The organism is Aliinostoc sp. HNIBRCY26 (assembly GCF_050235535.1).
Taxonomy (GTDB): domain Bacteria; phylum Cyanobacteriota; class Cyanobacteriia; order Cyanobacteriales; family Nostocaceae; genus Trichormus.
Genome location: NZ_CP189852.1, coordinates 378,296 through 402,425 on the forward strand (window position 1 = coordinate 378,296; position 24,130 = coordinate 402,425).

Sequence of the window (24,130 nt, forward strand, 5' to 3'; positions counted from 1 at the left end):
TTACTTTCTCTAAATTATGATGCAACTAACTAATTTTTCCCAAATATCCCATCAAGAAACTGTCAACACTTCATTAATTGGCACCTTACAAGATATTACTCAAAAAATTGCTATTCATGCTGATTTTTCCATCCATCACCCTCATTATCAACCTTTGGCACTTGCGCCTAATATGGTTGAATGTTTTTCTCAAATGCCACCAGAAACTCAAAAGCAATATCTCAGTCTACAATTACGCACTTATATTTATGGCATTTACTATAATGGCTCTCTTCAATCTAAGTTAAGACTCAATCAAACACCATCCAACCAACGTTTAGATGTCGAGAATAATGCTTTTTTAGATATAGACGCTGACTTTCATCAACAAATCGATTCCAATAACTACGGTACAGGATATTTTGACGCAAATTGGCAGATTATCAAACAAGAATATGACGGTAATTTAGTTGTTACAAAAAAAGGATTAAAACTACATATAGAACGCGCCAAACATCTGTCCCAATTACAACAAAATGCAACTGTTGGGGATAGTGTATCGATTAAAATGCCCAAAAGCTTGCTCACAAAAGGCTTTTATATGGCTGTAGGTGATGCGGGGGCAAATTATGGACAAAATCCTGATATTCGTCCTATTATGGTCAGAATTTATCTGAATTTGACTAGTAGTGGTGCAATTGCTCTCATGAGAGCCATATCTCAGTCTCTCAATGAAATTGCCATACCTTTTAGTTTCAAGGTTTTGTATAATCCAGGTGATTACGGGCGTTATGATTCAGGTGTGCTGTACTTCGATAAAAGAGACTATGCGACTATTCGTCCGATCATTCAAAGCATATACAGCAGTCATCAGCAATACTTCCAACCCCAAGTGCCATTATTTACCAAATACCTCGCACCAGGAATGGGACTAGCGGAAGAAGTAGGGCGAAAATTGACAAATCAGGAAAGTTTCGGAATGCACCGTTGCCAATTAGTTGCCAATGGATTGTTATTATCCTGGGAACAAGGAAATCAATTACCTGAAGAGAGAATGCAATCGATAATTGAGCAATTTTCTAGTATGGGAATTGACATGGAGCGTACATACTTAAATCCTGACTCGGAAGACATTTATCAGTTCTAAAAATTAAGCGGGTAAGTGATTCTAAATGCCAAAAATATTTAAATTAGTTGTCTAATCAGGACTCAGCAACTCTTTTACCCCATATTCAATATCCTGTTGTGGCAAACTGTCTCTACCTGTGACAACTATTTATGATATAATAATCTGTCTGGAAGTTGAAGTGTGTTAGCACCAGCTTTTCTGCGCTAGGATTGAGAGATAATTAAATGTACACTACCGAATTAGGCAGTTGCATACATAATCGCTATTATGGCATAACCTTTACGGAGACTAGAACCAGGAACAAATCAGCATGGTCAATCAGAACTTAACCGCTACAGAAATTGGATTTACTCACGAAGATTTTGCTGCCCTATTAGACAAGTACGATTATCATTTTAGCCCCGGAGATATCGTACCAGGTACAGTTTTTAGTATAGAACCGCGTGGCGCTCTGATTGACATTGGTGCTAAAACAGCAGCATATATACCTATACAAGAAATGTCTATAAACCGGGTTGATGCCCCGGAAGAAGTCTTACAATCCAACGAAACCAGAGAATTTTTCATCCTCACCGATGAAAATGAAGATGGACAGTTAACCCTTTCCATCCGTCGGATTGAATATATGCGTGCTTGGGAGCGTGTTAGACAGCTACAAGCAGAAGATGCCACCGTGCGTTCAGGTGTATTCGCCACCAACCGTGGGGGAGCATTGGTGAGAATTGAGGGTTTACGTGGTTTCATTCCCGGTTCTCACATTAGCACCCGCAAACCAAAAGAAGATTTAGTCGGTGAAGAACTACCTTTAAAATTCTTGGAAGTAGACGAAGAACGTAACCGTCTAGTTCTATCTCATCGTCGTGCGTTAGTTGAACGGAAGATGAACCGCCTGGAAGTAGGCGAGGTAGTCATTGGTACAGTGCGCGGTATCAAGCCTTACGGTGCATTTATTGACATCGGTGGTGTCAGTGGCTTGCTGCACATTTCAGAAATTTCTCACGAACATATCGATACACCCCACAGCGTGTTCAATGTGAATGATGAAGTTAAAGTCATGATCATTGACTTAGACGCTGAAAGAGGTAGAATTTCTCTGTCTACTAAGCAGTTAGAGCCAGAACCCGGCGATATGATTAAAAACCGTGATTTGGTTTATGATAAAGCCGAAGAAATGGCAGCTAAGTACAGAGAACAAATGCTGGCTAAACAGCAAGGTATTACTCTCCCCGTAGAAGGTGCAGAAGAGGTTAGTGCTGTTGAAGAAGAAATTCCCGCAGCTACCGAAACCGAAGAATTAGTGGAAGAGATTCCCGCAGCGATTGAAGAATAATAAACTACTTTAATTCAAAACATTAAAGCATCAAGAAAAGAGGGGAAATCCCTCTTTTTTTATGGTTAATTAAAAACTTGGACAGGAGGGAAGTATTTTGCTGAATATTTACTGTGGAAATGTCAAGTTTGAAAATATTCAAGCCATTTTCTTTGACAAAAATGGTACTTTAGAAGACTCGGAAGTTTATTTGCGATCGCTCGGACAAAAAGCAGCTAGGTTAATCGATGCTCAAATCCCTGGTATTGGCGAACCATTGTTAATGGCCTACGGGATTAACGGCAATACCTTAGATCATACCGGTTTAATGGCAGTCGCCAGCCGTCGAGAAACAGAAATCGCCACCGCCGCCTATATCGCTGAAACTGGTAGGGGTTGGTTTGAATCCTTAAAAATAGCGCGTCAATATTTAGATGAAGCGGAAAAATACACTAACACAACCCCCGCACCGCTATTTCCAGGGACTCTAGAGGTTTTACAGTCCCTCTCATCAGCCGGGTTAAAGCTGGGTATTTTGTCCGCAGCTACCACAGCAGAAGTAAAAGACTTTGTAGCCAGATATCAATTAACTGATTACATTCAAACCTCAATAGGTGTAGATGAGGGGTTGAGTAAACCAGATCCAGCTTTATTTATCCACGCCTGCCAAGTTTTGGGCGTAGAAGCAAAGCATACTTTAATGGTAGGTGATTCTGTGGGTGATATGCAAATGGCGTGCCATGCTCAAGCCGCAGGTTGTATTGGCATTACTTGGGTAAACAAACCAGATAATGTTAAAGGTGCAGATGTGGTAATTCACAGACTCGATGAAATTCAAATTAGCAGCCAGTGAATCAATTCAAAATTCAAAATTCAAAATTCAAAATTAAAGACAGCTAATCACAAGCAGTAGTGGCGTGGGCGGGTTTCCCGACTTGAGAGAATTGGCATTGGATTTTTCCCCATTAGGGGCGAAATTTTAAACCTAACTTTTTCCGATAAACAACCATAATAGGAAGTAGATATCTCATGGAGGAAGTCTGATGCTGCAAATTAAACATCAATTCCAAAGTTTTGAGGAATACCTATCCTATGATGATGGTACGGATAAACTCTATGAATTATTTAATGGCGAGTTAATCGAGATGCCCCCAGAATCAGGCATTAATGTAGAAATTGCGACATTCTTATTAATTCAATTTGCTTCACTGTTAGGTTACAAAAGAGTGAGGGGACATGGTTTGGAATTAGAAGTCAGAGGTGAACCGAGAAACCGTTATCCTGATTTAACTATTATTCGAGAAGAACATATTCAACAATTGGCACAGCGTAATACTATCCGCCTGACAATGCTACCGCCTTTATTAGTAATAGAAGTAGTCAGCCCAGGGGAATTACAACGACATCGAGATTTCATCGCCAAACGGATACAGTATCAAGACTGTGGTATTCCTGAATATTGGATTATTGATCCAGAGGCGAAAACTGTCTTAGTTTTAGAATTAACTGGCAACACTTACAGGGAATTTGGTAATTTTGCCGATGATGATTTAGTTATCTCTCCCCAATTTAGTCAGCTAAATTTGCAAGTTTCGCAAATCTTTGATGCTGTGGAGAAAGATGGAATTTAATATACATATTATTGCTTATATGTCAAATTTAAAATAACAACACTTTCCCCATTGGCAAAAAATCATGCAAAACACAGAAACAACATTACAACTGCGTCTCTGGACAGTGGAAGATTACCACCGGATGGCTGAGGCGGGGATTTTTGGTGCTGAGGAAAGGGTAGAACTATTAGAAGGGAAGATTATTTGGATGGTCGCTAAAGGAACAGCCCATCGGTCGGCGGTGGGGAGAACAGACTATTTAATCAAAAACAAGCTGGGAGAACGCGCTTGGGTATCTATTCAAGATCAAATCCAGTTAAATAACCAATCTGAACCAGAACCTGATATTGCGGTTGTCAAAATAGACCCTTTGGACTACGCAGGTCATCACCCTACACCATCTGAAGTGTATCTCATTATTGAGGTGGCAGATAGCAGCCTGAAACTAGATTGTGAAATTAAAGCCAAAGCTTACTCACAAGCAGGAATTTCCGATTACTGGGTGTTAGATGTAGTGAGTCGTCAATTATACGTTTTCCGTGAACCGAGTCCAGAAGGCTACCAAAGTAAATCAATTTTGGCAGAAGACGAAGCGATCGCACCCTCACATTTTCCTGATGTAGAAATACTGGTGTTAGAGATGTTACCACCAGTGATCAGCAATTTATAGGAAGCGATCGCTTCGACCATAAAACCTATCTTCTAAATGTTTAACAAAAAATTATTGAAGTTTCCTACCAATTCCCCCAAATAGCCAGGGTAATACCAGGGGTTTGAATATTCACAAATAGAGTTTTACCATCAGGTGAGAAGCAAGCCCCACAAAATTCGCTACCATTGAGGGCGTTACGAGCAAAGTTATAAACCTCACCGTTTGGTGTTACACCTCTTAAGAACAAGTTATCAGCATTGCCATCTTCACACAAAATCAAATCACCAAAAGGTGCGACAACTATGTTGTCTGGCATATCAAGTTTGCTAATAGAATCAGACTCAACAAATAATTCAATGGTTTCATCGTCTGCAATGTATCGCCAGACTTGACCTTCACTGACAGGGCCGCCACTGGTACAGCAGAAGTAAAATTCACTCTTGTCATCCTTCTGTGTATACCAAATTCCTTCTCCACGAGCAAATAAAGCTGCCCCTTTGTTGCGACCTTCCACCCGCACAGTATCTGTACTTGGGTTGGGGTCATTAATTGTTACCCAACTCACAGACCATTTTTCGCCAGGTTTGAATTGACCACTGTTTGTACCGCGATTATTAGTGTTAATGGCTGGAGGTTTGCCATTAATTACCAAAGCTTGGAGTACGCCACCTTCGGCTAACTTTCCAGGTACTTTGGGAATGAAGCGATAGAAAAGACTATCCCCAGTATCTTCAGTTTGATAGACATAACCAGTTTTGGGGTCTACCGCTACAGCTTCATGATTAAATCTTCCCATAGCTACTAAAGGCACCGGCTCTACAGGAGAGGTGGCTGAGGCTGGAACTTCAAAATTGTAACCGTGTAATTTTGTAACTCCATTGGTTGCAGTTGGTACAGTTACGTTTTCTTCGCAGGTAATCCATGAACCCCAAGGAGTGGGGCCACCAGCACAGTTACGAATAGTTCCACCTAAAGACGCAAATTGTTTGATCAAGCGGCGGTCAGAACCTACTACCAGAGTTGTAGTACCTCCTCTACAAATGGCATCGTAGCGATTTGGGACTCTTACCTCTGTGCCAGAATTATTGCTGAGTTCATGGTTGCGAACCAAAATTGTTGTCCCTCTAGGCCCACGGAAAGCTGCCATCCCGTCATGTGCGCCAGGTTCTGGATTGCCATCGGCCATGATAGTGCCTGTTCGAGATAGAACTCGATATTGGAATCCAGAAGGTAAATCTAACAAACCATTGGGATCTGGAATCAGATTGCCATATTTGTTAACGACAACTTGCCCAAAAGCTTTTCTCGCAATCAGACCTTCTAAGGGAGAAGCCAACACAGTACCAGCAGCACTTGCACCCGCTAATGTAAAAAATTTGCGTCTTGATAATTGCATAAGGATTTTTTGGTTACATCAAATGCCAGTTAGAAATTAGTTAGTTTTGATTAAGGTGAGGTAATGATTGATTTAACTAATAGTTTTGAGTCCAGAAAATAGATACTAATAAACATAGCAAAATGTAAAAATTATAAATATTTTTGTTTTATTTAATATCCATTAATTGGTAAACAATATTTGTTTAAAAATAGATTAAGCAAAAATTAACAACCGTTAAAACTCAATCCAAATTATTTTCGTCATTTATGTTTTTTAGAAAAAATAAATATAAAAACTGTGAACAGAATGAATCTAGTGGTAGAATTTCCGCAAAGGTGGTTTAAAGATTAATTAATCCTATTTGGCGTAATTCTAATTACAAACAAACAAATAAAAACGTATCTGGATATGATGCACAAATTGCGCTGTTCATCTGTTACATGAGAGTTTGCGTGTCTATTTGGATTGATTAATCTGCTCTTTATATCTCACCTTTTTCATAAAAATCAGCGTTTTTTGTGTATAAATAGCAAAAAACTTGATGTTTGTGACCACATCAGAATTTACTAGCATTATCAAGACAATGAAAAGTATTTGTAACCGAATTACAGCTAAAGTAGCCGTTATTGCTGTTACCTCAATGGCTGCTTTATTTAATATTGAAAGTGCTGATGCTGCTGCATTTAAGCTGGATTGGAGGGGAGAACAAGGTTATACAGCCACAGGAAAATTCAGCTATGATGACATTTATCAAGGCAGTGTCATCTCTAAAGATCAGCTGAGTGAATTTGCAATTTCCTTCTTTGACACCAGTGGCAATCTTTTGCAAGCATTTAATTACAGTTTGCCTAATCCTGCTGATACGAGTTTTAATTTCAACTTTGATACAGTTACTAAAAAAGTATTGCAAACTGGAAACTTTGATACAGCCAACGGTTTTGATTTGGGGATTGACTTCAACGGCACAGTTACAGGCTTAGATTTCTACACCTATGTAAATCCAGAGGCAGGACTAGATACCGCTAGGATTTTCTTGAAAGATGACCTATCTCCTGAAGTTTGTGATACTTTCCCCAATTGTCGCTTAGATAATGGTGGTCAGTTAACAGCTACATTGATTCCTGAACCTGGAGCAATTTTAGGTTTATTGGCTGTCGCATCAATAGGAAGCCAATTGCTCAAAAAAAAGCCAGCTTCTATCTAGTCAGTCAATCTGAAAAGTAAAAGCTAGCCTGATTGAAACAGTATTTGATTACTTTATACATTAAGCCTGCTGTTGCAGGCTTTGTTTATGTAGCTGAATGATTCAGCGAATTACAGGCGATCGCAAAATATTTTTGCTGCGATCGCTCACTTATTTTATAACCATGTGATAACATCACGGTTGAAAATTTTCTGATCCGCATTTTTGCAGGTTATCTGGCCAAAGTTACATCTGAACATTTGCTCAGATAGCCTAAAATTTAGCAAAATACCCTTGTATTAAGAATTGTGTTTTAAGAATTATGTATTTCCCCGTGGGCAGCTTACAATCAATTTTGGACAAACTCAGAGGATTTGTAAGGAGCGTAACACATTAGAGTGCGAATTTCAGGTAATTTATTCCTGATTTCACAAATCTGCTGGTTTTAAGGTTTATGTTAGATTTAAAATCTTTTTTATAATCAAGACAGAAATCTTTGTATCTACCAAAGGTTCTTATTTATCCTTAATAAGTAGTAATAATTTTTTAAGAATGCCGAGGATTCTTGTCATAGACGATGACCCAGCAATTTCAGAACTCGTTGCCGTCAACTTGGAAATGGCTGGCTACGATGTAAGTCAAGCCGAAGATGGAATTAAAGGTCAAGCCCTAGCCCTCCAATTGCAACCAGACTTGATCATGCTTGATCTGATGTTGCCGAGAGTGGATGGTTTTACAGTTTGTCAACGCCTACGTCGGGACGACCGTACAGCCGAAATACCCGTTTTGATGCTGACTGCCCTTAGTCAAACTCAAGATAAGGTAGAAGGTTTTAACGCTGGCGCAGACGACTATCTCACTAAACCCTTTGAGGTAGAGGAAATGCTGGCGCGAGTACGCGCCTTACTGCGACGGACTGACCGCATTCCTCAAGCTGCAAAACATAGCGAAATTTTGAACTATGGCCCTTTAACCCTAGTTCCCGAAAGATTCGAGGCGATTTGGTTTCACCAAACGGTAAAACTCACTCACCTAGAATTTGAATTACTGCATTGTTTGCTGCAACGTCATGGTCAAACCGTCTCACCCAGTGAAATCCTCAGAGAAGTTTGGGGATATGATCCTGACGATGATATAGAGACAATTCGTGTGCATATCCGTCACCTCCGAACCAAGCTAGAACCTGATCCCCGCCATCCTCGCTATATCAAAACTGTGTATGGTGCGGGGTACTGTCTAGAATTACCCAGCCTCCCACCATCAAGTGAGGGTGCTACTACATCAGTAGTTGAATGAAATCTTGCTCAATTTCCTGAACAATGGAACAGAGGAAGGTGCAGTTTGCAATGTAGGGAATTCCAGTAAATTCTACTCTTCAAGCAGTCGCCCTGCGCGTGTCTAGATTTCGCTGTGTTAATTACCCTACAGGTAAGCTTTACTCGCAAATTGACAAATACATCGCTACACATCAAAGCTAAATCTTGCTTAAACTAAATAGCACTCCCTGTTGGCAGAATCTGGGGAGTGCTATTTAAATTAGGGAATGGGGAATCGGGAATCGGGAATCGGGGATAAGGTAAATTTTATACCAATGCCCAATGCCCAATGCCCAATGCCCAAAAATTAGGGTGCTAAAGCATTACCGCGCAGCAAACTACCAATGGTTTTGGCGGTAATCTTTAACTGGGTGATGGGGTTAGCGGGGACGACTGTTTTATACAGATAGCTATCAAAAGTCAGCTTTTGGACATCCAAGTCACCACACATTTCAACGAATGCTTCGCGGGTTGCATCGGAACGATAGAAGACTGTTTGCAGGATGTCGAGGACTTTGTAAGTGAGTCCGTATTTTTTATCCCAGCGTTGGAGATACAGCTTGATTTCTTTTTCGGTGGGGATGCGGCTACCGTTTTGGGAAACTTCCACAATGGTTTCTGCACACATTCTGCCAGATTTAGCTGCAAAGTAAATACCTTCGCCAGAAGATTTGGTGACGTAGCCTGCTGCGTCTCCCACTAGGGCAATTCGTCCTACAACACGACGGGGACGGGGATGTTCCGGGATGGGATGGGCTTCTACTTTGATGATTTTACCGCCTGCTAATTTTTCGCTAGCACGGGCGCGAATACCAGCTTGCAGTTGCTTGATGCTGGCTTTGTTAACGTGCATGGTACCGGTTCCGACAGCTACGTGGTCATATTTGGGGAATACCCAAGCGTAGAAGTCTGTAGAAACGTCGTTACCAACGTACATTTCGGCAAGTTCGTTGTAGTATGCCATTTTATCTTCAGGCAGACGAATTCGCTCTTGGAATGCGATCGCATAGTTATAATCCCCAGCATCCATTTCTTTGGCTATGCGGGAATTAGCACCATCCGCCCCGATAATTAAATCCACTTTCAGGCTTTTAGCAATACCTGTTGCACCACCTTCACTATGATCAACATAGTGAATAGTATATGGGTCAGTGTTATTTGATGGTATATCTACTTTATGAACAGTGGCATTAATTAAAACCGCACCCAATTTCGCCGCCCGATTCCGCAAGAAGCCATCTAGCACTTCGCGGCGGCACATTCCTATATATTCTTCTTGATTTAATAGATTGATATCAACCTCACGATTGGAAGGTGAAATCATTTTCATCTTCCGCACTTGACGATCAATAATTTCTGGTGGTAGATCAAATTCACTCACCATGCACAGAGGTATAGCACCCCCGCAAGGCTTGGCGTTATCGAGCTTACGCTCAAACAGGTAGGTTTCAATCCCAGCCTTTGCTAGTGTTTCAGCAGCAGAGGAACCAGCTGGGCCTGACCCAACAACAGCAACCCGTAGTGTCAAAGGTCTTCTCCCAATCTTCACATTTACCGTTTACCGAAAGCATCGTACCACGGTCTTTTGGCTGATTTCGCGCTCTCCCTTCAGGTTTTGACATAAATGCAACATTCCTTAACATTTCGACACAAAACGTGGGGGAGGAGTGGTGAGTGCTGAGTGCTGAGTGCTGAGTGCTGAGTGCTGAGTAATGACTATTGACTAATGACTAATGACTATTGACTAATGACTAATGACTATTGACTATTGACTATTGACTATGGAAATTTCCTTATTTGATTCTTGGAGTAGAAATCTTAGCAGTGTTGCAATTACGGGGTATCAGAAATATCTTTCTCCCCATAAGGGTTTTAGTTGCGCTCATCGAGTATTGTATGGGGGTGAATCTTGCTCGCAGTACATCAAACGGGTGATTTCTGAGGAAGGTTTGAGTGTTGCACTGGTTAAATCTCGTCAACGATTTCAAGAGTGTAAACAAGCTAATTTATTATTGCGATCGCGTTTACAAATTGAAAATTCAGAATCGACAGATGAGTCAGACGATTCTTCCATAGATGAAGAAGATACTTCATTAAACCCACGGCGAAAAGTACCTCCCTCTGATAAAACATCTAATACTGATTGTGGAGACTTACCTGATTGTAGTTCCTTAGATTGCAGTGGTATTGATTGTGGGGATTTACCTGATTGTAGTTCTTTAGACTGTGGTGGTGCTGATTGTCATTTTCCTGACTGCGGAGATTTGACAGATTGTGGTTCCCTTGATTGTGGAAATGCTGACTGTGGAAGTGCTGACTGTGGAACTTTAGATTGTGGTAGCTGTGGTAACTAAAATCGCGTATCACTTTGGGTATAAAAGTGATTTATTAGGTATAATTTTTTGTATTGTGACCGAAATACTACCCTTAGTCTGATTACCTATTAAGGTATATTATGCCTGACAATCTTGAAGCCAGTTTTCTTAAAGAAGTTCGGAAGCTGAAGCAGAAACAAAGAAAAATCTTGATGTGGAGAGTCGGATTAATACTGCTGCTCTTGATTTTAGTGAGTGGGTTAGCATATTCATGTTATCGAGGTTTTTCTATCCTATTTGCAGGTAATTTAACCACTGGGCTAGCAACACTAATATTGAGTATTTTGGGATTGTTTTTAGTTTTCAGTTTATTATTTTTTTTAATTAGAAATCGCCAAGATATAGAACATCGTAGCTCTCCATTATTGACATCAATATCTTGGCAATTTAGCCGCTTAAAACAGGTAAAAAGAAAATATGTTTTAGGTTGGGGATTACTGTTAATCGCACTCATTTATCAAAGTAACCCATCATTTATTCACCAACCAATTAATAATTTTATTGACTTTGTAGTGCATAAACCCGCACCACCTACATTAAATTCACCTTGGCCGTGGAAAGATCATGCGGCAATTCATCCAGTTGTTGCTAATATGCCAGCCAATATAGAAACAACTATTGAATCTGTTGCTAAATATATTGCCCAAAATGAATCAGACCCCTACTTACAAGTTAAAGCTATTCATGACTATGTTGTTAGTCGTGTTACCTATGATTTAGATGTGCTGAAAACAGGAATACGCCCATCTCAAGATGCTCAAACCGTATTTCGTACACACAAAGCAGTATGTGAGGGATATGCTAATTTATTTATGGCTTTGGGTCGAAGCATGGGTGTAGATGTTGTCTATATTAGCGGAAAAATTCGTCGGGATTTAGCTCCCATAGACTTAATTCCTAAATTATTTAGACTCTTAAATTCTGATTATGACTGGACTAATCATGCTTGGAATGCCGTCAAAATTTTAGATAATTGGCAATTAGTTGATACAACTTGGGATGATGGTAATTCTAGTGAATTCGGTTCAGCATACAGCACAAACTACTTGATGATCCCGCCTCAAGTCATGAGCATAAGTCATTTTCCTAAACATTTAAACTGGCAACTTTTACAAAATCCAGAAGATTACAATACCTTTGAAAATAAACCAGTTATCACACCTCAATTTGCTATTGATAAATTAAGGCTGATTTCTCCCACTGAATATCAAACCAAGGTGCAGAAAACTGCTGAGATTAAAATTGCTACTTATCCCAGTTATCAGAAGAGGATAGTTGCTCTGTTTACTAAAGTACAAACAACAGAATCTTCGTCTTGGGATTTTCCCAGTTCTGGAGATTTCCTAGAAGGTGATAAAAATCAACAAATCCAACAACAAAATATTGGTAGATGTCGTAGTCAAATGAACGCAGGTACGGAGACTCAAATTGCTTGTCAGTTTCCAGATGCGGGAGATTATCAGGTGTTTCTGTTTAGTTTAGAAGGTAAAGCAAAAGTTGACTTTCTGGGTCAATTGAAATTTCATGTTCTAACACGCTAATCGTTCAGCTTAAATAGCACTACCGGCTAAACGCTGCGCTACCGCTAACAGCACTCAACACTCTGACTTTTCAAGGTATCTGGAAAACCTCTCTCTAAATCTCTCTCCTGCGAGGAGAGAGACTTTGAATTTCTGGTTGGGAAGTTAAATTTTCCGTAGACTTTTCCACATAAAGTGAAAAGTCAGATTAACACTCAGCACTCAGCACTCAAAACTCAGCACTCAAAACTCAGCACTCAGCACTCAGCACTCAGCACTCAAAACTCAGCACTCAGCACTCACTACTCCTGCACAAAATCTTATTTATCCAAAAAGAGTTAAGTATGGTATATGTAAGATACGGTAATCCTAGCAATGATCCGTACTTAGAGTTGCAGAGGTACAGAGTTTGTGGGCATAGTAGTTGAAAACGTATCCAAGCAGTTTGGCAGTTTTAAAGCTGTTGATGAGGTTAGTCTAGAGATTGAAAGTGGCTCACTGGTGGCTTTATTGGGGCCTTCCGGTTCTGGTAAATCTACTTTATTGCGTTTAATTGCTGGTTTAGAAACTCCAGATAGTGGCAAGATTATTCTCACAGGGAAAGATGCCACACATCAAAGTGTACAAGAAAGAAACATTGGGTTTGTGTTTCAACACTATGCCCTATTTAAGCATCTCACAGTGCGGCAAAACATTGCTTTTGGCTTAGAAATCCGTAAAACACCGATAAAAAAGGTGCAGGGGCGCGTAGAGCAGTTGTTAGAATTAGTGCAGTTGAGTGGATTAGGCGATCGCTATCCCTCACAACTATCTGGTGGACAAAGACAACGGGTAGCTTTAGCTAGAGCCTTAGCTGTAGAACCGAGTGTATTACTATTAGATGAACCTTTTGGGGCTTTAGATGCCAAAGTTCGTAAAGATTTACGCGCTTGGTTACGTCGTCTTCATGATGAAGTTCATGTCACTACCGTGTTTGTTACCCATGATCAAGAAGAAGCAATGGAAGTTTCTGATAAAGTCGTGGTCATGAACAAAGGAAGAGTCGAACAAGTAGGAACACCGGCGGAAATTTATGATAATCCTGCTAGTGCTTTTGTCATGAGTTTTATCGGCCCAGTTAACGTCTTACCTAGCACATCGAAGATTTTCCAAAGTACAGGATTTGATTCACCACACCCAGAGGTATTTTTACGCCCTCAAGATGTAGTGATTCAAAAGCAAGCTAATGGTACAACTGCGCCTGCAACAGTCACTCGCTTAATTCACCTGGGCTGGGAAATTCAGGTAGAGTTAACATTAGATGATGGTCAAGTGGTGAATGCTCATTTGACACGCGATCGCTTCAACGAGTTAGAGTTAGAAGCGCAGCAAAAAGTTTATGTAAAACCCAAGGATGCTAAATCCTTCCCTTTGTATTTTTCTATTTAAATTTTGTTAACTGTTGACTGTCACAACAGAAATGCCCCTAACTTCGGTATTAGGGGTATTTTTGGCTATGTTAACAATTTTATCTCTTGCCACAGTCGTCAATCCTAATTTGCTTTGCCATAATGATTGGTCTCATTAACAATTATTGATGGCTGAGTAATAATGATAAATAAGCAAGTCAAAATTCACCAGCTTATTGGTATTGAAGGTGCAACGTTATTGGTTTTTGCTACAGATGACTGTTGGCAGTTTCGAGTCTTAACTGTAAGTGGTGCGGTGTTTGGAGAACGGAAAATCTACTTCACACCCCATACAGCCGAAAAAGCTGCAAGGGAATGGATTCATGAGGATTGTGAGGAATAAAGATTTGTACCTAAACCACAGGGTGCGATCGCAATTTAATTTTATTTAGATTGATGTTTATATTCATATCAGTATTAATTAATCTGACGAGTAATTTTAAATTTAGATGATAATTTTATAGGAGAGGTATTAATAATGCAAAAACTGTTACTTTCGTTCTTGGTAGTGATCATGATTATGATGGGGTTGATTACAGGAACTACTGCTTCATCTGCCATTGCTGAAACTTTAGTAACACCACAAGTAAAAGTTTATCGCAGTCCCAGTTGTAGTTGTTGTGGTAATTGGTTAGACCACATTCAAAAACAAGGGTTCAAAATCCAGGCAGATATCAAAACTGACGACATAGACGCAATTAAAGAAAAATACAATTTGCCCCCAGAATTAGCATCTTGTCACACAGCAATTATCGATGGCTATGTCATGGAAGGACATATTCCCGCCGATGATATCAAGCGTTTTCTCCAACAAAAGCCACAACTTGCAGGTTTAGCCGTTCCTGGAATGCCTGTAGGTTCGCCAGGTATGGAATTAGGCAATGAAAAAGACTCATTTACCGTCATGGCATTTAACCACAAAGGAGAAACCCAAGCCTTTCAAAAACACCAAGGAAATCAGCATTAACGGGGAACAGGGAACAGGGAACAGGGAACAGGGACTTGTAGACGCGCTAGCTGCTTCTTGTAGAGATGGGGGGTTTGACTCAGCACTAATGACTAATGACTAATGACTAATGACTAATGACTAATGACTAATGACTAATGACTATCCACAACCTGAGTTATTGCTGAGAAAGGGGTGAAAAATTCGTTGCAAATTCCCTTGAATTTCTCAGCCAAGCTTTAGCTTTGCATCACTTGAAAGTTGCTGAGTGCCGCGATACTAAGAACAACTCACAAAAGCAACTTATACACCTATGCGGCAAGCATCTCATCCTACAGTCATCCTGGGTGGTGGCTTCGCTGGGCTGTTTACAGCTTTATACTTAAGCCAGCAAAACTACTCTCATCCGATTATTTTAATTGAACAGCGCGATCGCTTCACTTTTAAACCTTTACTATATGAACTATTAAGCGGCGAATTGCGTTGTGAACAAGTATATCCTAAATACAAAGACCTTCTAGCTGGTAGTCATGTCAACTTTGTACAAGATACAGTGCAAGCCATTGACCTACATCAGCAACAGGTAAGTCTAGATTCTGGTGAAAAATTTAACTATAGTCATTTAGTTTTAGCATTAGGTAGCAAAACTACTTACTTTAATACTCCAGGTGCAGCAGAATATGCCATACCTTTGACATCTGGAGAACAGGCGATCGCACTCCGCAAACATTTACGCCACAGACTATATCAAGCTATTCAAACTCAGGATGTCGCTCGTCGGCGGTTGCTGCTGACTGTCGCTATCATCGGTGCAGGGCCAGCCGGTATTGAGTTGGCTTGTACTTTAGCAGATTTATTACCGATTTGGTACGACGAATTAGGCGGTGATGCGGCTGAGGTTCGAGTTGTTCTAATTAACCGGAGTCGAGAAATCCTCAAAGGTGATGTTAATAGTCATCTACGCTGCACAGCTCAACGTGCCTTGAAAAATCGTGTGATTCCTGTAGATTTTGTATTTGATGCAGCTGTTACCCAAATTACAGCCGATGGTGTGGAGTACAAACAAAACGACCAAACAAAGGTATTACAAGCGGGAACTATTGCTTGGACTGCGGGAACTGCACCCCATCCTTTATTGATGGAGTTACCTGTCCCCAACAATCGGGGACGACTATTGGTGACACCGACTTTACAGCTACCAGACTTTCCCGAAGTGTTTGCGGCGGGAGACTGTGCAACCTCTAGCGACAATCCTCAACCACCGACAGCACAAGTCGCCTATCAACAAGGAATTGCGATCGCCCAAAATCTCAAGCGGATGAGAGAAAGTAAGCCTAGTGTTCCTGTGCAAATCTCGATGCGCGGAACTTTGATGAAATTGGGACTCAATGAAAGTGTGGCGAATTTATTCAACAAAGTTCAAATCAAACGACAAGCCGGCCATTTAATTCGTGAAGCAGCCTATTTACAACTTTTACCCAATGCTGCCCACAATCGCAAAGTGACCGCAGAATGGCTAACTGACGAATTATTTCAACGCGATCGCTCCATTACCCATATGCAACTCGGACAAACGCCGTTTTTAGCTGGGATGGCGACTACTGCGGCTGCAATGATTTTAGCTACTCCCCTAGTTTGGCGTGCTGCCCAACCTACCCAATTTCAACAAAATTTCAGTTGGTCAGGTATTCCAACATTATTAAATCAACTGACCCCCCCTACTCGATGAATCAATTCAAAATTCAAAATTCAAAATTCAAAATTAATTCTCTTATTTTTTTGTGTTTTTGCGCCTTCGGTGAAAAATCTCCATCTTTTGGAATCCAACTATGAACTACCTACTCAACCTCCGCACAGCATATATCGTCAATCGCGTCACAATGGGCGTTTTCTTTTTCATTTCCGGTATTGCTAATTATCTTAACTTCAGTGTTCCTAACGGCTTCTACCAAACAGTCATCACTTGGAAACTGCAAATTATCGGCCCTGGAATTCCGCCGGGATGGGAGGGTGTAGGGCCATTACCTTGGTTCATTGCTATTCCTTACGGCTGGTTACTACCTTTAGCAGAGATTGTTTTAGGTGCGTTATTTGCTCTTAACTATTGGGTGCGTTGGACAGGATTATTACTAATACTTATGACCTTTAGCATTGTTTTGGCTTTTGGTATTATCCCTGCTGGGACTTTGTTCCCTAATGGTGCAGAAAGTTTTAACAAAAATATCCTATTTATGACGTTAATTTGGATGTGTATTACTTACGACGCTTACGAGCAGAAAATGAGCCGCCGTCGTCAGCAAGCATCGGCTGACTATAGTCTAACTGCATCGACGGATGAGATGTAAAATCTGAATTTTCCGTGATTTTACTGCCACTATATTTCTCAAGTAACTATTAAAAAAGTAGATATAGGCGTTGAAGCAATAGGCAGTTAAATCACCATGAATTTCGCAGAATCTCTCCAACAAATGAAGCATCGGCTTTTAGAAACTGGCACGATTTCTAGTCAAGCAGATTCATTAATCGTTAAATCTATTAATGAACTAATTGCTTCAGGAATTGCTGAACAAAGTTTAAAATTAGGTGATGTTGTACCTAACTTTGTTTTGCCTAATGGTTTTGGTCAGTCGGTAGAATTACAAAAGTTAATAGCTAACGGTGTTGTAGTGATTTCTTTTTTTCGGGGTCATTGGTGTCCTTTTTGTGGCTTGGAACTAGCCGCACTCCAGAAAGCATTACCTGCAATTCAGGGATTAGGTGCGTCATTAGTTGCTATTTCTCCCCAAACTGTTGAGCATACTAAATTAACTGTCGAAGAACATGAAATTAAGTATGAAGTATTAAGCGATCGCAAGAATAATGTGGCTCGTCAGTTTGGCATTGTATTTCAAATGCCGGAGTATTTAAGACCAACATTTCAAGAATTAGGTCATGTGTTACCTAAATACAATGGTGATGAAACTTTTGAGTTACCTATCTCAGCCACCTATGTAATTTCTCCAGAAGGAAGAGTCGTTTATGCTTTTGTTAATCCAGATTATACTAAGCGGCTAGACCCTATTGAAATTGTGAGCATCATCCGCAATATTTCATTGGTGGGTAAAAATTGATTTCTGTATTGCATTTAGCAATCAAAGTTTTAGCAGTAGTATTGTTAAACTGCTATTGCGGCAAGACAATAACTACATCATACTTGTTAGTTTTGTTTTCCAAGTCCTGTTGCATCGCGAGAAAAACATCTTTGATTGACAACTTTACTACATTGACTTTAGCATTTACTTTACGAATGAGTTTTTAGCAAGGACTAATTTATGTATTTTGTCATCAGATAGCGGTCATGATCTACAAATCCAACTTGGTGATAAAAGCTTTGAGCCGAAGTATTTTCTTTTTCTACTTCTAGATGTAATGCTCGAACATTAAGAGAGATACAAACCTCTTCCAGAAATTTGATTGTTTGCTTACCTATGCCTTGACGTTGGTAATCTTTATCAATGTACAGTTCATCGATGAAAGCATCTTTTCCTCCATATTCCAAGCTGTAGCTGAATGTGAGAATCACATAACCAATGCTGTAATTCAGGTCTTGAATTAACCAGATTCGACCCATTAATTCATCACTAAGAAGTTTTATTAATGCCTGACGAGCAACGACAGCATTAAAAGCAATACTACCGTCTACTTCGTAAAGTTTTTGGATGAATTGCAACAGTGTATCTATATCATTGTTGTCTGCTAATTTGAAGTGTATTTGCATATTTAAAATTTTTATGCCTTGTTGTTCCTTAATCTTTTTTATTTAAAATTTAGATTTTCCAGATTACTCCCGCAGCGCATAACCTACACCACGGACTGTATGCACTAAACGTTTCTCGTTATTTTCTTCTAACTTCAGCCGCAAATAACGAATATAAACTTCAATAATATTAGAATCACCCATGAAGTCATAACCCCAAACTTTTTCTAAAATTTGGTCTCTTGTAAATACTTGTCGGGGATGGGAAAGCAGATATTCTAATAAATCAAACTCTTTGGCTGTTAGCTCAATTAACCGTTTACCGCGAAATACTTCACGGGTGCGACGATTTAAACTTAAGTCTTCAAACTGCAATAAATCATTATCTGTTTCTTGGGTGCGACGCAGGTGGGCGCGAATTCTGGCTAAGAGTTCTTCAATACTAAATGGTTTGACGACATAATCATCTGCTCCTGCATCTAATCCTGCCACGCGATCGCTCACTTCATCTTTGGCTGTCAACAATATTACCGGAATTTTGCTGCCAGTGGTACGCAAACGACGACACAGTTCTAATCCGGTGAGTCCTGGTAACATCCAATCTAAGACTACTAAATCTGGTGATGACTCCCGTGCTAAGGTCAAACCAGAAATACCATCATGGGCGACACTCACTTTGTAGCCTTCACTACTCAGTTCTAATTCGACAAATCGCGCCAGTTTAACTTCATCTTCTACCAGCAGAATATGTGCCATCATCTTTTTGCTCCTATGGTGGGTAATTTTAAAGTAAAAGTGCTACCTTTTCCTGGTTCTGACTGCACTGCAACCATACCATTCATGTTTTCTACTAAGCCTTTAACTATAGATAAACCCAAACCCATCCCCCCAGTTGCGCGAGTGCGGGAAGGATCAACGCGGTAAAAAGGTGCAAAAATTCGCGACTGTTCTGCAACAGGAATACCTTCCCCTTTGTCACTGATTTGAATAATCGCCCATCCCGAATGTTGAGTGAGTTTGATGGTAATTAACTCACTAGCTTGAGAATATTTCACCGCATTATCAATTAAATGATTTAACACTTGCATCAGTTGATTGCGATCTGCTGTGACTCTCACCGGAAAGGGAACAAGTTCTAGATGAATGTCTCGATGCTCAAATTTTTGCGTCATTTGGGCTATATCTACGACTAAATCATTTAGTAGTAATGATTCTGGTTGTAAGGGCATCATACTATTACTAGCCCGCATCATATCTAATAAGTTTTGCAAAATTTGCGTCATCCGTTCGGCTTCTAACACAGCCATTTCGAGGGCTTCCTTTTGGGTTTCTGTTAAGGTTTGACTGCGTTGTTGGGTTCTTTGCAGATATGCGTACACCATACTTAAGGGTGTGCGTAACTCGTGGGCTAAGTCTTTGGTAAACTGCTGCTGTTGTCGTTTGAGTTCTTGAATCTGCGTTAACAGTTGTTTACAAGCCAGCACCAGGGTTTTCACTTCACTGGGTGTCTGATAGAAATTGAGTTGATACACATTGAGTTCCGAAACAGTCGCATTACCCATCCACTGGTTGATTTGTTGCAAGGGTGACAGTAATTTTCTAATCAACACCATAGCAAACAGTGTTGTTGTAGCGATCGCTAAAAAATTAACCATCCCCAGGCTATGAAAAACCGCTAACAGCCTAGTGCAGTGATGGGATATTTCTGGCTGTTGACTGGTAGTGACGAGGAATTGTTGAATTTCCCAACTGATCCACATCACAAAACTACTCATTCCCAATGCAAAGATCATTACGACTCCCACCGTTAAGCGGAAATGTAAGGAAGCAGGGTTGACTATCAATGATGTCAGTTTAGCTAGTCTTTTATATAAGTCCTCTAGAACACTCATAGCCAGATATCTCCTGTTGGGTATGATTTCAACCAAATAACTTAGTCCTCATAAATAGATTTTTAGAAAAATCAACAAAACTTAATTTATGTATTTCTAATTTAATATAGGTGTGGAAAAGAAAAATGAGTTTTCCCTGAATGGACTTATAGCTTTTGATGAGAAATCTTTAAAACCTTGTCTATTAAGGGTTTTGTCTTTCTGGATGCAATTAAATTTATCAGTTTATTAACAGTAAAATCTCACAATCCCTTAATTTATCAATCAGCGTGAACTCATATTTATACAGCAATCTATTCATTATCAGTTCAGGATTTGTATTAACGTCATAACACAAAAACAGGGAATATTACATCATGAAGAACTTAATTTACAGTGGCTTGTCGATGCTTTTATTAGCTGCAAGTTCTCCTGCAATGGCTATGCCAATAAATTATGAAGCTACACCCAAACCTCAACAGATTGCCTTGCCAGTTAATGTTCCTCATATTACTAACTCTGGAGTGAGAAATAACACTCATTTTATTAGAGTGGCAGTAGTAGGAATGTCTTTAGAAGACATCATGATTGCTTTACCCAGTCAAATGGAACGCTTTCAGGAAGTAAAAATTAGAGATAAATCCGGCAGAGATATTGCAGCTAAAACGGAACTAACAAATGAACGTTTATCAATTACCTTTGATCAACCCATAACTTCTGGAAATTCTTTGGAAGTGCAATTTACAGGTGTGCAAGCTAGAACTTCTAGTGGCAGGATTTTATTATATGGTGTCACTGCCAAGAGGACTGGATTAGAGGGAGAAATCCCCGTCGGTACAGCTAGAGTTGATATCCCTGATAAGAGCTAGAGTCTTGCTAAATAGGTGGATATCCATAAGTTGTAATTTGTATCTTCCTACTATTCCACCCGATTGATTTTGACAGGTTTTAGATGTTCATAACCCCGATTTCCTGGAGAAGTCGGGGTTCTGTTTTCTCACGACTGATTTAGGAAGGTTAATAATTTAAATAATCAAATATCAATTTGAGGTTTGGTGATGAGTAAAATTAACCTAGCACCATTTGACCCAGCCATACACGCCGAACTTCTGCGGCAATGGTTATACAGACCACACGTACTGGAGTGGTGGGGTAATCCAGAGGGAAACTTTCAAGAAGCCATTCAAGTTCTACCCACGACGCAACAAGCTATGATAATTTTCGATAATCAGCCTGTTGGTTACTTGCGTTGGGAATTGTGGTCTGCTAGTCAACTTGAGGAAATCGGTTTAAGTGGAGTTTCCAGTTCTATAGACATTGATATCTTTATTGGTGAGCGATCGCTAATTGGTCAAGGTATTGGTACAGCAGCATTGCGATCGCTCTTATCTTTACTTGCAGCTACTACTACCGCACCTGTAGCTAGTATATGTGCGTCTATCAACAATGAAATTGCTTTACGTGCTTACGAGAAAGCCGGCTTTCAGCGCATTCACCAATATCCTGATGTTGAATCTGGGTTGTGTTGGTTGCTAACTGCACCATTACGCTAAATTCGGTCATTTTGAATGAAATTTAGCCTGAAGTTGCTAACCAAGTACGCAAAACTTCCGCCACAGTCCAAGCTTGAGCAATACATCCTCTGGGATTCATGGGCGGATCACCATCAAAAATTTCGCTGAGACTGCCAACACCATGTGCAGTGAGATGATTTGCCATTGGTTCTAAGAATTGACGCGCTTGCTGAGGATTGTTATAAACGCGCAGGTGTGCTTGCACAAACGCACCTATTAACCAACCCCAAACAGTACCTTGATGATAAGACCCGTCACGCTGATACTGGTTGCCACCGTATTTTCCTTGATATTGGGGATGGTCAGGAGAGAGCGATCGCAATCCGTGGGAAGTTAACAAGATTCGCCCACAAATATCTACCACAGACTTTTGTTGAGCAGGTGTGAGGGGACTTTCCGGTAATGACACCGCAAAAATCTGATTGGGACGCAACGATAAATCATCACCATCAGGACTATCAATTACGTCGTAACAATAACCCAATCCATCATGCCAAAACCGCGAAAATCTCGCTAAAACTCTATCCGCCATTGCTTGATATTCTTGATGCGGCTTACCAAGCTGACGGGCAAAGTTTGCCATTGTGCGTAACGCATTATACCAAAGGGCATTAACTTCAATGGGCTTACCAATACGGGGTGTAACAACCCAGTCTCCTACCTTCGCATCCATCCAAGTTAACTGCACACCTGCAACCCCAGCATACAGTAACCCATCGGCGGGGTCTAAATGGATGTTGTAGCGTGTACCGCGACAATGCCAATTAATGATCTCAGCTAACACCCCAAACAGTTCCGCCAGTAAATGATCATCTTTGGTAGCACTGTAATAAGCGCGGACTGCTTCAAAGTACCATAACGTAGCATCCACTGTATTGTATTCCGGTTCTTCCCCCGCATCGGGAAAGCGATTAGGTAACATCCCCTGATTGACGTACTTAGCAAAGGTGCGGAGAATTGAGCGTGCGATTTCTATTCGACCTGTGGAAATTGTTAACCCTGGTAGACTAATCATGGTGTCCCTTCCCCAATCGCTAAACCAGTGATAACCAGCAATGATAGTTTTACCATTGGGTTCTTCTGGGAGTGGACGGTCTACGATAAACTGGTCAGCAGCTAAAATTAACTGCTCAATCCAGGGTGGTAATTCTTGACTGTCGAGGGGTTGATGGGCTTTAGCAATTGCGATTAACTTTTGTTCATGAGTGTGACGCAACTTCAGCGCAGTTTCACCTTGCAAGTTGGGTTGTTTTTCTGTACTGGCGACAAAAGTAAATGATTCCCCAGGATTAAGTATAATTTCTAAAGTAGCGGCGTGGAGATGGTCTTCTTTGTCACTCAGTCCCCGATAACGCTCCACAGCCAAATCAAAGCCATAATACCAATTGTGAACCAGGGATACATTCCCAGAGTCACTGAGTAGATAGAAAGGTGTAGCACTGGGATAAGCAGTGATACAAATCCCCTTTTCTACCGTTTCTAGAGACATTTGCCAACCGTTACTTTGGGTATCGCCATGATAATCACGGTAGTTAACCATTGCTTTGAGTGTGAGTTGAAGCGGTTGGGTAGCGCGAGATAAAGTATATTGAACGTAGGTTGTATTAGCACCTTGTTGCATCCATACCCGTTTTTCTAACACAGCATCAGCCACCGCAAACCGCCACACAGGGACTGTACCTTCCAAAGCAAAACGCTCAATATGTCGGTATCCGTGGGGACTGACTATCCCATTACTCCAGCGATTAGTATTGAGGGGATAAAAGCAACTATTATATGTAACAATCTCATCTAGTTTTGCCAGGAGTAAAGTACGACCTAAAGGCGGTTGCAAAGCTGCTACCAATAAACCGTGATAGCGGCGAGTCAGTAAACCTGCTACCGTACCCGAAGCGTAACCACCAATTCCATTGGTAACTAACCATTCCCTCGATTCAGCCGTTTCCAGATTACCGCAGATTTCGCGCCCAAATTCCATACACATAAATCAATACTCTTGCTGCCGAGTTATATATGGATTATCGATGATTAGCTCTATTGTGTGCTGAGTGTGGAATTAAGACTTAATGAGAATTATTTATAGTTAGTAAATGAGGCGATC

23 protein-coding genes are annotated in these 24,130 nt (G+C 40.5%); 17 read left to right on the top strand and 6 right to left on the bottom strand.

Annotated features, from left to right (window positions below; all coding sequences use genetic code 11):
- The first annotated feature begins 16 nt into the window (after window positions 1-16).
- From ACQFX9_RS01555 to ACQFX9_RS01575, 5 genes are all read left to right on the top strand, one after another.
- On the top strand, window positions 17-1,126 hold the full coding sequence (locus ACQFX9_RS01555) for a T3SS effector HopA1 family protein (protein ID WP_427160400.1): 1,110 nt from the start codon (window positions 17-19) through the stop codon (window positions 1,124-1,126).
- A 292-nt stretch (window positions 1,127-1,418) separates the two neighbouring features.
- Complete coding sequence (locus tag ACQFX9_RS01560; RefSeq protein ID WP_427160401.1) at window positions 1,419-2,438, top strand: 30S ribosomal protein S1; 1,020 nt, start codon at window positions 1,419-1,421, stop codon at window positions 2,436-2,438.
- A 100-nt stretch (window positions 2,439-2,538) separates the two neighbouring features.
- Window positions 2,539-3,270 (top strand): HAD family hydrolase, encoded by a 732-nt coding sequence (locus tag ACQFX9_RS01565; protein ID WP_427163057.1) that lies wholly within the window; start codon window positions 2,539-2,541, stop codon window positions 3,268-3,270.
- 190 nt (window positions 3,271-3,460) lie between these two features.
- A complete protein-coding gene (locus ACQFX9_RS01570; protein ID WP_427160402.1) occupies window positions 3,461-4,048 on the top strand; it encodes a Uma2 family endonuclease in 588 nt (195 codons plus the stop codon).
- A gap of 64 nt (window positions 4,049-4,112) precedes the next feature.
- Entirely contained in the window at window positions 4,113-4,700 is a 588-nt protein-coding gene (locus tag ACQFX9_RS01575; protein ID WP_427160403.1) for a Uma2 family endonuclease, read from the top strand.
- Between the two features lie 64 nt (window positions 4,701-4,764).
- Here ACQFX9_RS01575 and ACQFX9_RS01580 read toward each other — a convergent pair whose 3' ends face one another.
- Window positions 4,765-6,078, bottom strand: a complete 1,314-nt coding sequence (locus ACQFX9_RS01580) for an alkaline phosphatase PhoX (RefSeq protein ID WP_427160404.1) — start codon at window positions 6,076-6,078, stop codon at window positions 4,765-4,767.
- Window positions 6,079-6,643: 565 nt separating this feature from the next.
- Between ACQFX9_RS01580 and ACQFX9_RS01585 the strand changes: the two genes are divergently transcribed.
- Together ACQFX9_RS01585 and ACQFX9_RS01590 are read left to right on the top strand one after the other, a co-directional pair.
- Window positions 6,644-7,264 carry a PEP-CTERM sorting domain-containing protein gene (locus tag ACQFX9_RS01585; protein ID WP_427160405.1) on the top strand — a complete coding sequence of 207 codons (621 nt, stop codon included), beginning with the start codon at window positions 6,644-6,646 and terminating at the stop codon, window positions 7,262-7,264.
- Between the two features lie 531 nt (window positions 7,265-7,795).
- A complete protein-coding gene (locus ACQFX9_RS01590) occupies window positions 7,796-8,539 on the top strand; it encodes a response regulator transcription factor (RefSeq protein WP_236144507.1) in 744 nt (247 codons plus the stop codon).
- 327 nt (window positions 8,540-8,866) lie between these two features.
- Here the strand turns inward: ACQFX9_RS01590 and chlP are convergent, their stop codons facing one another.
- Complete coding sequence (gene chlP, locus ACQFX9_RS01595; RefSeq protein WP_236144508.1) at window positions 8,867-10,087, bottom strand: geranylgeranyl reductase; 1,221 nt, start codon at window positions 10,085-10,087, stop codon at window positions 8,867-8,869.
- 253 nt (window positions 10,088-10,340) lie between these two features.
- Between chlP and yidD the strand changes: the two genes are divergently transcribed.
- The 8 genes from yidD (at window position 10,341) to ACQFX9_RS01635 (ending at window position 17,958) form a co-directional block, all read left to right on the top strand.
- Window positions 10,341-10,913 carry a membrane protein insertion efficiency factor YidD gene (gene yidD / locus ACQFX9_RS01600; protein WP_427163058.1) on the top strand — a complete coding sequence of 191 codons (573 nt, stop codon included), beginning with the start codon at window positions 10,341-10,343 and terminating at the stop codon, window positions 10,911-10,913.
- A gap of 101 nt (window positions 10,914-11,014) precedes the next feature.
- Entirely contained in the window at window positions 11,015-12,475 is a 1,461-nt protein-coding gene (locus ACQFX9_RS01605; protein ID WP_427160406.1) for a transglutaminase domain-containing protein, read from the top strand.
- 390 nt (window positions 12,476-12,865) lie between these two features.
- Window positions 12,866-13,882: a sulfate/molybdate ABC transporter ATP-binding protein gene (locus ACQFX9_RS01610; protein ID WP_427160407.1), complete on the top strand. Its 1,017-nt coding sequence runs from the start codon at window positions 12,866-12,868 to the stop codon at window positions 13,880-13,882.
- Between the two features lie 162 nt (window positions 13,883-14,044).
- On the top strand, window positions 14,045-14,245 hold the full coding sequence (locus ACQFX9_RS01615) for a hypothetical protein (protein WP_427160408.1): 201 nt from the start codon (window positions 14,045-14,047) through the stop codon (window positions 14,243-14,245).
- A gap of 135 nt (window positions 14,246-14,380) precedes the next feature.
- Window positions 14,381-14,869 carry a DUF411 domain-containing protein gene (locus tag ACQFX9_RS01620; protein WP_427160409.1) on the top strand — a complete coding sequence of 163 codons (489 nt, stop codon included), beginning with the start codon at window positions 14,381-14,383 and terminating at the stop codon, window positions 14,867-14,869.
- Between the two features lie 292 nt (window positions 14,870-15,161).
- Complete coding sequence (locus ACQFX9_RS01625) at window positions 15,162-16,577, top strand: NAD(P)/FAD-dependent oxidoreductase (protein ID WP_427160410.1); 1,416 nt, start codon at window positions 15,162-15,164, stop codon at window positions 16,575-16,577.
- A 100-nt stretch (window positions 16,578-16,677) separates the two neighbouring features.
- The gene (locus ACQFX9_RS01630) at window positions 16,678-17,193 is read left to right on the top strand and encodes a DoxX protein (protein WP_427160411.1); all 516 of its coding nucleotides are present in this window, start codon (window positions 16,678-16,680) and stop codon (window positions 17,191-17,193) included.
- Window positions 17,194-17,289: 96 nt separating this feature from the next.
- On the top strand, window positions 17,290-17,958 hold the full coding sequence (locus tag ACQFX9_RS01635; protein WP_427160412.1) for a peroxiredoxin-like family protein: 669 nt from the start codon (window positions 17,290-17,292) through the stop codon (window positions 17,956-17,958).
- Window positions 17,959-18,152: 194 nt separating this feature from the next.
- Here ACQFX9_RS01635 and ACQFX9_RS01640 read toward each other — a convergent pair whose 3' ends face one another.
- The 3 genes from ACQFX9_RS01640 to ACQFX9_RS01650 all read right to left on the bottom strand — a co-directional run bounded on the left by ACQFX9_RS01640 (window position 18,153) and on the right by ACQFX9_RS01650 (window position 20,476).
- Window positions 18,153-18,605, bottom strand: a complete 453-nt coding sequence (locus ACQFX9_RS01640) for a GNAT family N-acetyltransferase (protein WP_427160413.1) — start codon at window positions 18,603-18,605, stop codon at window positions 18,153-18,155.
- A gap of 63 nt (window positions 18,606-18,668) precedes the next feature.
- Window positions 18,669-19,343: a response regulator transcription factor gene (locus ACQFX9_RS01645; protein ID WP_236144520.1), complete on the bottom strand. Its 675-nt coding sequence runs from the start codon at window positions 19,341-19,343 to the stop codon at window positions 18,669-18,671.
- Complete coding sequence (locus ACQFX9_RS01650; RefSeq protein ID WP_427160414.1) at window positions 19,340-20,476, bottom strand: sensor histidine kinase; 1,137 nt, start codon at window positions 20,474-20,476, stop codon at window positions 19,340-19,342. Before ACQFX9_RS01650 ends, ACQFX9_RS01645 begins: the two co-directional genes overlap by 4 nt.
- A gap of 356 nt (window positions 20,477-20,832) precedes the next feature.
- Between ACQFX9_RS01650 and ACQFX9_RS01655 the strand changes: the two genes are divergently transcribed.
- A complete protein-coding gene (locus ACQFX9_RS01655; RefSeq protein ID WP_427160415.1) occupies window positions 20,833-21,324 on the top strand; it encodes a hypothetical protein in 492 nt (163 codons plus the stop codon).
- Window positions 21,325-21,513: 189 nt separating this feature from the next.
- On the top strand, window positions 21,514-22,008 hold the full coding sequence (locus ACQFX9_RS01660) for a GNAT family N-acetyltransferase (RefSeq protein WP_427160416.1): 495 nt from the start codon (window positions 21,514-21,516) through the stop codon (window positions 22,006-22,008).
- Window positions 22,009-22,030: 22 nt separating this feature from the next.
- Here ACQFX9_RS01660 and ACQFX9_RS01665 read toward each other — a convergent pair whose 3' ends face one another.
- Entirely contained in the window at window positions 22,031-24,013 is a 1,983-nt protein-coding gene (locus ACQFX9_RS01665; protein WP_427160417.1) for an amylo-alpha-1,6-glucosidase, read from the bottom strand.
- Window positions 24,014-24,130: the final 117 nt, after the last annotated feature.